The 12,920-nt window shown below is 51.1% G+C and carries 11 protein-coding genes; all 11 read right to left on the bottom strand.

Translation table 11 applies throughout. The features are described from left to right. Nucleotides 1-747 (bottom strand): ComF family protein (locus tag VF260_03270; protein HEX7056205.1); only part of this gene is annotated, 747 nt, incomplete at its 3' end. Nucleotides 748-777: 30 nt separating this feature from the next. Then, the gene (locus tag VF260_03265) at nt 778-2,739 is read right to left on the bottom strand and encodes a helicase-related protein (protein HEX7056204.1); all 1,962 of its coding nucleotides are present in this window, start codon (nt 2,737-2,739) and stop codon (nt 778-780) included. 35 nt (nt 2,740-2,774) lie between these two features. Continuing rightward, nucleotides 2,775-3,179, bottom strand: coding sequence for a hypothetical protein (locus VF260_03260; protein ID HEX7056203.1), 405 nt, complete (start codon nt 3,177-3,179; stop codon nt 2,775-2,777). 92 nt (nt 3,180-3,271) lie between these two features. Continuing rightward, nucleotides 3,272-3,997 carry a response regulator transcription factor gene (locus tag VF260_03255; protein ID HEX7056202.1) on the bottom strand — a complete coding sequence of 242 codons (726 nt, stop codon included), beginning with the start codon at nt 3,995-3,997 and terminating at the stop codon, nt 3,272-3,274. Between the two features lie 41 nt (nt 3,998-4,038). Continuing rightward, a complete protein-coding gene (locus VF260_03250; GenBank protein HEX7056201.1) occupies nt 4,039-5,184 on the bottom strand; it encodes a sensor histidine kinase in 1,146 nt (381 codons plus the stop codon). 94 nt (nt 5,185-5,278) lie between these two features. Beyond that, a complete protein-coding gene (locus tag VF260_03245) occupies nt 5,279-7,936 on the bottom strand; it encodes a stalk domain-containing protein (protein ID HEX7056200.1) in 2,658 nt (885 codons plus the stop codon). A gap of 566 nt (nt 7,937-8,502) precedes the next feature. After that, entirely contained in the window at nt 8,503-9,054 is a 552-nt protein-coding gene (locus tag VF260_03240) for a hypothetical protein (GenBank protein HEX7056199.1), read from the bottom strand. Nucleotides 9,055-9,346: 292 nt separating this feature from the next. Beyond that, entirely contained in the window at nt 9,347-10,546 is a 1,200-nt protein-coding gene (gene metK, locus VF260_03235) for a methionine adenosyltransferase (protein HEX7056198.1), read from the bottom strand. 163 nt (nt 10,547-10,709) lie between these two features. After that, nucleotides 10,710-11,000: an alpha/beta-type small acid-soluble spore protein gene (locus tag VF260_03230; protein HEX7056197.1), complete on the bottom strand. Its 291-nt coding sequence runs from the start codon at nt 10,998-11,000 to the stop codon at nt 10,710-10,712. 124 nt (nt 11,001-11,124) lie between these two features. Continuing rightward, nucleotides 11,125-11,646 (bottom strand): hypothetical protein, encoded by a 522-nt coding sequence (locus tag VF260_03225; protein ID HEX7056196.1) that lies wholly within the window; start codon nt 11,644-11,646, stop codon nt 11,125-11,127. Nucleotides 11,647-11,674: 28 nt separating this feature from the next. Continuing rightward, the coding region (locus VF260_03220) for a hypothetical protein (GenBank protein HEX7056195.1) at nt 11,675-12,920 on the bottom strand (1,246 nt) is incomplete at its 5' end.

The raw sequence follows: 12,920 nt of genomic DNA, 5'->3' as shown, positions 1-12,920 counted from the left end.
CCTGACCGCCTGGGCGCAGCGCTGCATGGTGCTGCCGGTCGTATACACATCGTCGACGATGATCACATTGATCGGCCCGGGTGGTTGCGTAGACGCCGCGCTGCGCAGCCGATCCGCCTCTTGCCTGTTCAGCGAAAACGCGCCGCGCAGGTTTTTAAAACGCCCCGCGCGCGTTTTCATGCTTTGTTTCTCCGTATCTTTGACGCGCTCAAGCAAAGCGAAAACAGGCAGCGAAAAGCGCGCGGCAAGTTGTTCAGCCAACTGCCGGGATTGGTTGAACCCGCGCATTTCCAGCCGGCTTTCGCTTACAGGAACGAAAACCAGCACGGTGAACCGGCCGCGCACAAAAGCGGGATCCTCCGTCAAAAGCCGCATAGCGTGCGCCATCATGCCGCCAATAACTTGTCCCAACCGCTCATGCCCGCGATATTTATACCTGGCCAGCCATTCTTTCATCAAAGCGTTATAGTGTACGGCGCTGCGGCTTATGATGTAATGCGAACAGGTTGTGCGGCGGCAGTCGGGGCATTCGACTCCCCTGCCGCACGTTGGGCAGACAACTTCGCGAATCCACGGAATTTGGCGGCAGCAATCCAGACATAAAGCAAGGCCGCCCGCCACGGTTGAACGCTTGCGTTTGGCGCAGGCAAGGCAAAGCTGCGATTCTCGGGGGAAAAGCGCCTTTGCCGCGGCAGTAAGCTTTCCAAGCCATTTCAACATTCCCGACTCGGTAAATAAAAACGACATCCCCAACCACCCCGATTCATCCAAAATTTTTTACCGCGGCGGGTCGACAAGACCTTGACGCCAGGCCAAACGGTTCATTTTGCGAATATGCCGAATGGCCCTTTGCTGCGACAGCGTATTTTCAGGCGCGGCGAACGTGACGTTCCCGTTCGGGTCATCGCTTGCTCTGCCTGCCCGCCCGGACATCTGAATCAACGCCGCATCGTCAAATAGCGGTGAATGCGCGTCCAGAACCAGCACATCCGCTCGCGGAATCGTCACCCCCCGCTCCAGAATGGTGGTCGTGACCAGAATATTGATGATCCCGCGGCGAAAATTCAATACTTTTTGCTCGCGCTCCGCATCCTCCGAACTCGTCCCGGCAACGGTCGCCGCGGGAAAAGCAACGCGCAATCGCGCGGCAATCGGCTCCACCTGGCGGATATACGGCACAAACAGAAATACGCTCGCGCCGCGCGCAAGCGAAAAGCCGATCCGCCGGGCCAACGCTTTCGGCAACGCCCGCACGCCGCCAAAAACGGTATGGCGGGTTAAAAGCTTGTCCACCGAAGGGCAGCGTACCCGCCGGGGAACGGGCAAGGGCTGCCGGTGATAGCGGGCGGGCAAGATGGCCTGCCCGATTTTGCCGCGCTGCGCGTCTTTGCGCAGACGCCGCGGCGGCGTAGCCGAAACAAACACAAATGCCCCGCCCGGGCGGCACGCTTTGGCCACGGCATATTCCAGCATCGGGTTGTTGTGAAAAGGATACGCGTCGACTTCATCGACGATGACCAAGTCAAACGCGGCTGCAAACCGCAGCAGCTGGTGCGTCGTTGTGACCGTGATCTCTCCGCTCTCCCAGGCGCTATTGCCGCCTCCATACAAGGCAACAACATGGGCCGCGGGAAAAGCTTTTTGCAGCCTGGGCGCAAGCTCCAGCACCACATCCCGGCGCGGCGTGGCAATCGCCGCGGTTTTGCCGGAAACGAGCGCGTGGTCAATGAGCGGAAACAGCATCTCCGTCTTGCCCGCTCCGGTAACCGCCCACAGGAGAAACCGCCGCAACCGGTTGGCCGGACCTTTGGCGCCGGCACGCGGTAACCTGGCTCTTTGCGGGGCGGTTATGTACTGCAAAGCAAGCATGGACGCCGTTAATTGCGCTCCGCTCAGCATCTCTTTCCATCTGTTTTGATAGTATTGGATCGCATAATCGGTCAACGGCTCCGCCGCGACGGCAATTCGCCCAGGCGTCAGCTCCGTCCACGGCAACGGCGCAGTGTCGGCATTCCGCCAACCGGGCAAGCCTGCAACCAGCGGCGTACATAACCGTGCTCTGCCCAGCATCAGGCAAGCCTCGCAGTATGGGCAAGCTTGCCCGCAAGCGGCGCAGTCCGTCCAGCGCAAAGCCTTGCCTTGCCCGCCGCAGCGGCAGCAGCGGCATTGGGGGCGCTGCCCGAAGGCGCCGAACAAACGCTTGCCGCTTATTCGGACCGGTTCCACCGCCGCTTTGAAATCAACCGCAGACAAACAATAAGCAGCTTGCACGTAGGATTTCCAACGGCCAGCTGCTTGCTTATGCCCCATATATTCCAATATCGCGATGATTTCTTCCGGCAAGAGCGACCTTCCGCTCATCGCCGCTGTCAATTGCTGCACAATCATCTCATCCGGCGGTTCGCCCGCGACGATTGGCAAGCTTGCCGCCTGCCCAAGCCACTCGTCTTTGCCGACAATGCGCACGGAGGCCGCCGCGGCGATATCGGCCAAACCGCACCGCCGCAAATAGCGCTGCAATTTGCGCAAAAGTTTGCCGTCGGGCGGCAAATGCGCCGATTTGGCCTGCAGTGCCCGCTTCAGTAAAAGAGCATGCCCGAACGGAAGGGACGGCGAAAGGACAAGCATCTCCGCGGCATGCTGCCGCGCAAATCGGTACCGGCAATCTACGGCAAAATCAAGCGAGATGTGCCAAGCCGCATGTTCCGCGTGCGGCAGCGCATATAATGTTGCTTTCATCCTGAACAGAATTCCTTTCTTTAAATCGCAAGAAACTATTGCAACAAAGGCAACTTCTTCAAATCCTCGCGCTTGTTCAGTTCAACGAGGATGACTTCTTCCGCCGAATATTCGGATGAATGCAAGCAAGCATCGATGGACGATCCGGATTCGACGATCTTTACAGGCATATATCTGCAGGCCGCGAGGCGATTGACAATGCGCATCGTATCGTCGGAAGAACACTGATCCAGAATCGTGATTTTAATCCATACGCCCCTAAGCCAGGAATAAAAAAGCAGCGACCGGATTATCCATTCGATTTGCGATTGGTTGTTCTTCGTTACCAATACATAGTGACGAGCCTTTTCCCCGAGTGCAAGCGACCGGCTAAATCTGCGATGGACCCATACGGCGCTTATGACATAAGCAGCCATAATCGCGAAAAAACTTTCGGTCATTGCGGCCTACCTCCCTTTACAGGCAGTATATGCCGCATGGAAACCGCTGGTTCCATCCGTCAGATATCCCGTTATGTAATCCGGTTTTCCGGTTAAAGCGTCACCCAGCCATTTTTGATCGATTGAATGACGGCTTGCGTGCGGTCATCGACTTCCATTTTTTGCAGGATGCTGCTGACATGGTTTTTGACCGTTTTCTCGCTGATGAACAGGTAATCGCCGATCGCCTTGTTGCTTTTGCCTTCCGCCATGAGCCGCAAAACGTCCGCTTCCCTGCGCGTGAGCGGGCTGTCATCCGTTTGCACGTATTTGACGCCGGCTTCCATTGCCTTGGAGTCTTTTCCGAGCACTCCGCTTTCTTGCAGGTAGGTCATTCTGCGCAATTGGTTGATCAATTTGCCGGTTACCTTCGGATGGATAAACGCATATCCGGCCACAACGGAACGAATGGCGTTGATCAACGATTCCGCTTCCATATCTTTGAGCAAGTAACCGGAAGCGCCTTTCCGCAACGTTTCAAACACGTAACTTTCATCGTCATGCAACGAAAGAATCAATATTTTGACCGCCGGAAAAATTTCGCGAAGATGTTCGGTCGCCGCCACGCCATTTTCCACGGGCATGTTGATATCCATCAGCACGACATCGGGTTGCAAGGAGTTGCACGCTTCGATTGCCTGCAGTCCGTCGCTGCATTCGCCGATCACTTCCATGTCGTTTTCCATGTTCAAAATTCGTTTCAGGCCTTCGCGAAAGAGCTGATGGTCGTCCACTATCAACAATTTGACTTTTTCGTTTCTTTGCTCTTCTTTCAACATCATCCTGCCCCTTTCAAACTTTTTTGCTTGTACATGATGACTTATTGTTCACTGATCGGAATCAACATGGATATGGTTGTACCTTCTTTGATCACCGATGTAATTTCAAACCTCCCTTCCAGAAGTTCGATCCGCTCCTTCATGCCGATAAGGCCGAAATGCGAACCGTCATTTTGCGCCTGCACCGAACCGACATTGAATCCGACGCCGTTATCGGAAATGACAATTTTGACCATTTGCGTCTGCATGGTCAGCTCCAGGCTTACAAAGGAAGCATTGGCATGCTTGACAACGTTGTTAAACGCTTCTTGCACCAGCCGGAAAATCGCCACCTCCATTGCCGACGGCAATCGCATTTCTTTGCCGATCAGTTCGAACGACGTGCGGATTTTCGTTTTATCCTCGAAATCATGTGTGAATTTGCGCAAGGTAGGGATAAGGCCAAGATCGTCCAAAGCCATTGGCCTTAAATTGAAAATGATTTTACGGATATCTTCCAAACTGTTGCGGACTTGCCCTTTCAAATCAGCCACTTCGTCTTTGATGGCGGCATAATCATGCTTGCCAAGCATCCGTTCGACAATTTCCGAACGCAACACGACATTTGCCAAAGATTGGGCCACCCCGTCATGTATTTCCCGGGCAATACGCCTGCGCTCTTCTTCTTGCGCCAAAATGATTTTCAATCCGAGCAATTGTCTGTTCTTTGCCGACTCCAAAATGCGGGTTACCTGATTTAAATCGCCGGACAAGTATTCCATTACCACATTGAGTTGCGAACCGATCGTTTCAGCCCGCTCGATTGTTTTTTCAACCGCTTTAATCCGCTTCTGCAAATCATCCCGCCTTGATTTCAAATGATTTTCTTTTTCGCGCTGGATGGAGACATCCAACTGCAAACTGGTCGCGAATTCGTAAGCGTTTCTGATATCCTCCTCCTTGAAACGGTAAAAATCTTTGCTTACTTCGGATAAACGGATGCGGGCAAGCTTGAATTTGCGTTCCAGTTCGTCGACAAGATCGATCGTTTTGGATAACTCTTCCATTACCAAACGCAATTCGTTATCCAGCGTGTCGCGCTCTGTCCGTGCATGCTCGGAGATTTCAAAAATTTGATATTTACTGTCATTCAAAACATTTACAGCATTTTTGATAATCCTGTCAAAAGCATCCGCGTGCAATTCCATACGCGCCCGCACCTCTATTTTATCGCAAACCGGTCATCTAGCAATATAGTAACATATTTTGACGAAAACGAGATGAACTATTTTTAAACGACGCTTATTCCAGTGTAACAGACTTGGTCGCGTTATCCCATCCCACTTTCCAGCCAAGGCTTTCGGAAATGAGACGCAGCGGGAGCATTGATCGGCCGTTCATCACTCTGGGCGGCGCATCCGCAGTCACCCGTTTGCCGTCAATGATCAAGTCCTCCTGCCCGATCCACATTTGAATCAGGTGGTGATCCCGAATGATTTTCACTTGCTTGTCTGCAGGGGTCCATTGCACCTCGCCGCCCATCGCGTCGATGAAAAAGCGGACGGGAATCATCGTGCTGCCGTTCACAATAACCGGCGCCTGATCCAATTCGCGATTTTGTCCGTTCACGGTGATTGACTTGCGGTTAACCGCCATCTTGACGCTGACTTTCGGCGATTGCGGCGCTTCGCTGACGTATTGGAAACGGATATTTTTGATCGCGATGGCGCCGATTGGCTCGCGCTCATCCTGGCCTTCTTCCGGGTTGACAACATAAATGCGCTTGATTGTGATCGGATATGCCAGATTGTACTGGCTCAGATCCACATCGATTTCTTTCCACCCATACCAGTCGATGAGCCGCGTAAAATCAATGCGTTGCAAAGCCCCGTTCTTGTCGATTACCTCCGCGCGAATCCAGTTTAAGCTGTTGTCGCCGTAAATATCGGCTTTCATGGCCAACGGTTTTCCCGCAACCGCAATGCCTTTATCGCCATATGAGGCGTATATCGCTTTTGTGCCGGTGCCATTTTTGAAGTTATATTCAAAATACAAGGCCATTTCGTTATCGCGGGTACCCGGAAGGTCGCTCACAACTCTCGCGTCGCCGCTGATTTCCGCAGGCGTCTTTTGTTTTGTTACATTCGATTCGATCGACGTTAAGGCATCCAATTTCTTGTCTACACCGATGGCCGATGTCAGCATGGCCGCATAACCGTCAAATGTGGCGATCAAGTGGCCGCTGCCGTCCTTGCCCGTGCTGTTCACGGTCAGAACGCCGTCATTCACAGTGCCGGTAAATCCGATCATGTCCCAATGCAGCAAATCCGCGGGAACGTTGCGTATGGCTCCGCTTTTTGTGGTCGCAACCACATTCAGCTTATATTTGCCGCCGGGAGCAAAAATGGCGGCAGGGTTCGTAAAATGCAAATCGGTTATTTGCTCTTTTCCTACCACTTCGACCGGTAATTCCGCTTGGGCATTATCCTGTTTGGCAATCAGTTTTCCGACGCCGGGCTTTGTGGCGACCATGGTATTGCCGGAAAGCTGTCCAAGTGTTGCTGGCAGACTCCAATGGACGCTCTGGGCATCAATCCGCAGCGGATTGAAGTATTGATCGTACGCCTTCAGGTTATAGGTCTCCCGTTCCCCGACAAACAACAATTTATTGCCTTCCACGATCAGTCCCGCGATCTTGCCTTTTGGCGCTTTCGTGTACACGCCCAAACCATTGACGACTTTCCGCAAGCTGCCGTTTTCCGGTTGATTGACAACCTGCACTGCAAAGTCTCCGAGCGGCCGGGACACCATTTGCGTCGAACCGCCGCCGTCCAGATTCAATGCTTTCCACGCGCCTGCAAGCGCCAGGAACTGCTGAAACTCCGGCAAGCTCATGCCCTTGCTGTCGCCGCCGGCATCTACCGTAACGATGTAAACGTAGCGCCCATCCCGCGAATAGCCGATGCCCGTACGGGAACGATACCCGCCGAGGCTTGAGACGTCCCGCGAAAATTTCGCCGGTTTCCCCTGATCGACCAAAATGGTATGGCCGCCGATCATCATTTGAAATTGCGCCGGATCCGCCGCTTTTTTCGTAGTATTCGAAATGAAGTGATAATCCACCGTGATTTTGTCGCCAATCTTCACGTTGTTGCGTATGAAATCGGCGGCCTTGCCGGATGTTCGCAAAATATAGCCGTCTTGCGGCGGTTTTGCGTTAATGACGCCGTTGTCTGCGATTTGTTCGACGACATTGTTACGCACCAGCACTTCGGTCGGCGTGGTCGCACCGTCGTTGCCGCGGTCAACTTGCCCCCATGCGCTTGTATACATTTGGATGGCGTTCGCATGGCTGTGCGTTTTGTTCGGATCGGTCCAGTAGACGGCTTTGTTAATGCCCGCCAACGGGTATGTTTCTCCGTTAGCCGCTTTAACGCTCCCCGCAAATGTGAAACTATCGATCACCGGCTTGCGGTCCGCCGTAAGCGCAAATGCGTACATGCCGTCAAGAAAGGAAGGCGACGACCAGAGCGCTCCTGAGCGCACTTCCGGTCCAATGGGCGCACCTTCGCCCTGGACATTGAAATAATCCCCGTTTACGCCTGCCACAGCATGTGTCTCTACAGCCATATCTTCTACATTTTGACGCTTCGTAAACTGATTGTTTACGCCGGTCATGACGTCAAGCTGTACATACGGGTTTTGCAAATCAACGACAATGATGTTGGCGTTCGTCCGCACCGCTTTTCCGCTTCTGGCAGATTCCCAGACGACTTGGCGCAAAATCGCTCCAGCCGTGATGGGCTGTTCGCTTTTCACAGTTATTTTGGGCTGCTGCGTTGGTTGGGCGCTCGCAGCTTGCGCGGGCAAATCGGCGGTTCCCAATAGCGTCGCGAGCGCCAGCGTGGACAGCAATGCCGTTTTTGCCGCCATGCGAAATCTTTTTGCGAATGCTGACATGTTCTGCTCCCTCTCCCAATCCATCTTTTCTCATTCCTCTGTGGAATTGTTATCCAACCTATTAGACTTAAGAAAGGGAGCAAAAGTTACGCTGATTTTTTCGGTAAATTTTGGCTGCTGCCGGTTTGCTCATCGGGTGCACCGCTGCGGGGCACCATGCAGGGCGTCTCCTTGGGAGCCTAGCACGAAGAGCCATAACGGCATTTTTTCCGTTATAGGTGCCAGCTCGCTTCGCGTGAAGCGCTATATCAGCATATTTGCCGTTATAGGCGTCAGTTTGCTCCGAATGGGGCGCTATATCGGCATTTTTGCCGATATACAAGCAGGATCGCTCTGTGGGGAGCGCTATATCGGCACTTTTGCCGTTATAGCGGCCAGATCGCCACGCGGGAAGCGCTATATCGGCACTTTTGCCATTATACGCGCCAGTTCGCCTTGCGTAAAGTGCTATATCGGCACTTTTGCCGTTATAGAGGCCGGTTCGCCTCGCAGGAGGCGCTATATCAGCACTTTTGCCGTTATGCGTCGCGGACCATGCCATGCCCACTGCGTTTTACAATCCGCCTTTACAATCCACCGCCAGTATGGATTTGATTTTTGTTCCAGATTTCCGGATTTAACCGATAAAAACGAATTCGCACCGACTTTCCTTCCCCTATCAGCCAGCCCTCGGCCATTAGTTTTTTTAAAAGCGCCCGTGTCGTTTTTTCGCCAAATCCGATTGCGGACATCACATCCCGCACCATGAAGCGGTTTTCCCCCTGTTTCAGGGCGAACTGGATGACGGCCCGCTCTCTCACTGACAGCCCTCTCATCCACGCCGCACCATTTTCCAATTTTTTTAGCAAAGCTTTTAAAAACTCCGCGCATTTATTCGGATGATGCAAAATCTGATCATATGAAAATCTCACAATTATAAAATCGTTATAGCTTAGGCTATTCTGGCGTTCCAGCGAATCGGCAAACATCTCCCGATCCATTTTTGTGACGTGTGTGTCAAATCCGTCGATTTCAATCGCGATTCGAAAACAATGCCAATAAAACACAAAATCAATAAATCGAACCCTCCCGTAAAAATCGCGAAATTCGTATTCCGGCACGATTCCGTCAAACTTCATTCCCAAGGGCCACCATACCTTTTGCAGAAAAAGGGTTTCGCCACGTCGCTCTTTTTTGAGCATTCGCAATCTTTCACCTACCGCCCTCCGTTTATGCTGCTCCATAAATGCAGCCAATTCCTTTGCCAACATCCATATCACCTCTCTTAAAAAATAAAAAAGCATCGCGTTCCATTAAGACTATCGCCTTAACGAAATACGATGCGTGCTTCGCAATTTATATAATACCCCTTTTACCACCGTGGAAGAAATTAGCTTAGCGAATATATCACTTTTACCGCCGCGGGTGAAATTAGCCTAACGCTTCCGCTTTCAGCAGATCCGCTTTGTCGGTTTTTTCCCACGGGACATCCAGGTCGATTCGGCCAAAATGTCCGTATGCCGCGGTTTGTTTATAGATCGGTCTGCGCAAATCAAGCATTTTGATAATTCCGGCAGGACGCAAATCAAAATGTTTGCGGATAAGTTCCGAAAGTTTTACGTCGCTGACTTTGCCTGTGCCAAACGTATCCACGTTGATGGAAACGGGCTGGGCCACGCCGATCGCATAAGCGAGCTGAATTTCGCATTTATCCGCCAGTCCGGCGGCGACGATATTTTTTGCGACATATCTTGCCGCGTAGGCCGCGGAGCGGTCCACTTTGGTCGGGTCTTTGCCGGAAAATGCGCCGCCGCCGTGGCGGGCATAGCCGCCATATGTGTCCACGATGATTTTGCGGCCGGTTAATCCGGCGTCGCCTTGCGGTCCGCCAACAACGAAACGGCCTGTCGGGTTGATGAAGTATTTTGTTTTTTCGTCCAGCCAGTTTTCCGGAACTACCGGTTTAATCACATGCTCCTTCATATCTTTGGTGATCTGCTCCAGGGTAGCATCTTCATGATGCTGCGTGGACACGACAATCGTGTCGACACGAACCGGCTTGTCATTTTCGTATTCAATCGTCACTTGTGTTTTGCCGTCCGGGCGCAAATAGGGCAGCGTGCCGTTTTTGCGGACTTCGGAAAGTCTGCGGGCCAATCTGTGCGCCAGCGCTATCGGCAGCGGCATAAGTTCGGGCGTTTCGTTGACGGCATATCCGAACATCAGACCCTGGTCTCCCGCTCCGATGTTTTCTTCGCCCTGCTGCGCGCCTTCTCTTGCTTCGAGTGCGGTATTTACGCCTATTGCAATATCCGGCGATTGTTCATTCAATGAGGTCAAGACCGCGCACGTATTTGCGTCGAATCCAAATTTTGCCCGGGTATAACCAATATTTCGTATCGTCTCGCGGACGATTTTGGGGATATCGACATATTCAGCCTTGCTGGTTATTTCACCGATCACCAATACAAGCCCTGTCGCCACCGATACTTCGCATGCCACTCTGGCGTGGGGGTCCTGTTCCAAAAACGCGTCCAAAACCGCATCGGATATTTGGTCGCAAATTTTATCGGGATGTCCCTCCGTAACGGACTCAGAGGTGAACAATCTCCTGCCATGCTGTAACGTCATTCGCTTTGCCTCCCGCGCTTTTCATTATTCTATGAATATGCCTTGCAAATAAAAAAGGAACCTTTCCCGCTTGGAAAAGGCTGCATTGACTAACCTTCGTTTATAATGTAGCGTATTTGCAGTTTCCTGTCAAACAAAACCGAATTATCAGTGCAGTTTGCTTTTATAATCCAAATATTGCTTGTTCCGCCTGCCGGACAAGCCGGCGCGTAATTGCGCCTCCGACCGCTCCGGTATCCCTGGCGGCTATATGCCCCCAATAATCCTCGCTTATCGAGCCGGCCGGTATGACGCCCAATTCCGTGGCAAACTCGGCGTCGAATTCCTGTACGGCCGCCAACGCCTGTTTGCCGACGGGAAGCCCCAATTCCTGAGCAATTTCATATTTCCATTGGTCAATCGCCTGATGGCTTTCCGGCACCATTTTTCTTCTTCCGCTCTGCCCTTTTGCCATTTTGGATCGTCTCCTTTGTATAACTGGAATACGATCTTTAGTATCGGCGATTTGATGGAACAGCACGCTGCAAAGTTTCTGTAATGTGTGCGTATTTATTTCTGATTGGTCAAAAGATGGATATTTATTGCTTGATTTCCGTACCGTCCTTATCAACCCATGAGTATTTGCCGCGCACCATGACATAAACATTATGTTTTTCCGAAGGAGCCGGCTTTATACCGCGGCCGCCATCTCGCGGGAATATCAGCAAATGGTTGAATTCGATCAGTTTGCCGTTGGGAAGATCCTCGCCGCTGGTCAAGTCCGGAATGCCGTTGCCGTCTGTGCTGAAGGCAACCGCCTTGCCTCCCGGTCTAACGATAAATTCCGCTCCTGCGCCTGCATAAAGCGTTTGCCCCGGTTGCAACATAATAACAGTCATTTCGCTTGAATCGCCGCCGGTTTGCGTACGTTTGGCCAATTCGCTTTTTACGAGCTCTTGAACCGTTTCGTCGACGTAGCTTTTCGTTACAACCGGATCGTTCACCGATCCGGGCTGATTGTCGGGAATCAGCCCGTCGGCGTTGGAGGTGATGATGGAGCCGAGCCATAGCCCGGAGCCGAAGAGTACGGTTGCAACCAAAATTTTAACCGAATTTTTCATTGTATTTCCCCACTGTAAAATTTGAATTTCAATTGCCGCCGTAGGCTTTGTAAATCATTCTTGAAGCAAGCAGCCGTTTATGCCCTTCAAACGAATCGTACAGACTGATTTTAAAGCCGTCGAAGCTTTTAATGGCATCATTCGTATCATCGTAGTTAAAGCTCATGGAAGAAGAATAATCGCCTATTTTCAAATCCTTTTCCAGTTCAAATTCTTGCGAGAATTTATGTTTTTCGTCCGATACTTCCATCAATAATTTATGTCCTTCCGGAACTACTTCATAGAGAAAATCTTTTTGCAGGCTGTAATTAAACGTGATTTTTCCGCTCGAACCATTGAGATCGGCTCTTAGATTGCTCAATGACAACGTGTACGGGTATAATGTGACGTCTGTCAGCTCATTAGTTACGGCATTATTTTCCGCAGGCAATACAAGTTCTTTCCCTTTTATATAGGCCTGATCATTTTCAGAACCCGCTTGTTGGCCAATCACAATATGCGGTTCACCTAGCGTAAACTTCTGCGGAATTCTAGTCCACAAACCAATTAACGCTCTGCCGCCAGGGCTGACTTTTTGTTCCACTTTCGTAATTGTCAACGGGAAAAAGACGTTTTGGTCTGTTTTTAAATATGCCGTCAGTTTTTGCAAATCGGTCAATCTGCTTTCGTTGTTTTCCATTCCGACTTCAACATACGCGATACGCGTCGTTGGGCTGTCGTAAATTTTGAAGTCGCGAACGGTAACTGTTGCCCTCTTTCCAATATTGGTTACTACATATTTATCGCTTTTAATGGACGGAAGGTTGAACTTGCTTGAGGAAAGAGAGTATTCGGTAACCGGAAGATCGGATACGCTTTCTCCCTGCTTCTCTTTCTCATATAATGTCACGTTAACTTTCGCATATTTGTAAGTATACGGGATTTTCGTATACGCAATTATATGTGCCTCCTGATTGGGTTGAAGCCCCATCACATTATCCAGCGCAACATAATTTGTGGACAATGAATCTATTTCAACGTCATCCAATTTGAAATTCGCACCAATATCAAGAACTGGCAAAGAAACAGTATCCATATTTTTAATGGCAAATTCTACTGCAAGTATATCTTGATCTTCCCATGGCAGGCGTTGTGTTGAATTGATTTTTACCCCGTATGTCCCGGAATCATTCGAATACTTATAAAAAGAATCGGGAGAAATCGCGGTTTCTTCTTCATCCGGCAACTGGAACTGCGCAATCGGCAATTCGATCCTGGCATTCGTTTCTGTTTCA

The sequence above is a fragment of the Bacilli bacterium genome (assembly GCA_036381315.1).
In the GTDB taxonomy this organism is placed as follows: domain Bacteria; phylum Bacillota; class Bacilli; order Paenibacillales; family KCTC-25726; genus DASVDB01.
This window is presented reverse-complemented; position numbering and strand designations above follow the sequence as displayed.

Bases quoted from the DNA above. Each gene is read 5' to 3' on its own strand.
- VF260_03265 (HEX7056204.1), bottom strand. From the start codon at position 2,739: ATGAAAGCAACATTATATGCGCTGCCGCACGCGGAACATGCGGCTTGG.
- VF260_03260 (HEX7056203.1), bottom strand. From the start codon at position 3,179: ATGACCGAAAGTTTTTTCGCGATTATGGCTGCTTATGTCATAAGCGCC.
- VF260_03255 (HEX7056202.1), bottom strand. From the start codon at position 3,997: ATGTTGAAAGAAGAGCAAAGAAACGAAAAAGTCAAATTGTTGATAGTG.
- VF260_03250 (HEX7056201.1), bottom strand. From the start codon at position 5,184: ATGGAATTGCACGCGGATGCTTTTGACAGGATTATCAAAAATGCTGTA.
- VF260_03245 (HEX7056200.1), bottom strand. From the start codon at position 7,936: ATGTCAGCATTCGCAAAAAGATTTCGCATGGCGGCAAAAACGGCATTG.
- VF260_03240 (HEX7056199.1), bottom strand. From the start codon at position 9,054: ATGAAGTTTGACGGAATCGTGCCGGAATACGAATTTCGCGATTTTTAC.
- metK (HEX7056198.1), bottom strand. From the start codon at position 10,546: ATGACGTTACAGCATGGCAGGAGATTGTTCACCTCTGAGTCCGTTACG.
- VF260_03230 (HEX7056197.1), bottom strand. From the start codon at position 11,000: ATGGCAAAAGGGCAGAGCGGAAGAAGAAAAATGGTGCCGGAAAGCCAT.
- VF260_03225 (HEX7056196.1), bottom strand. From the start codon at position 11,646: ATGAAAAATTCGGTTAAAATTTTGGTTGCAACCGTACTCTTCGGCTCC.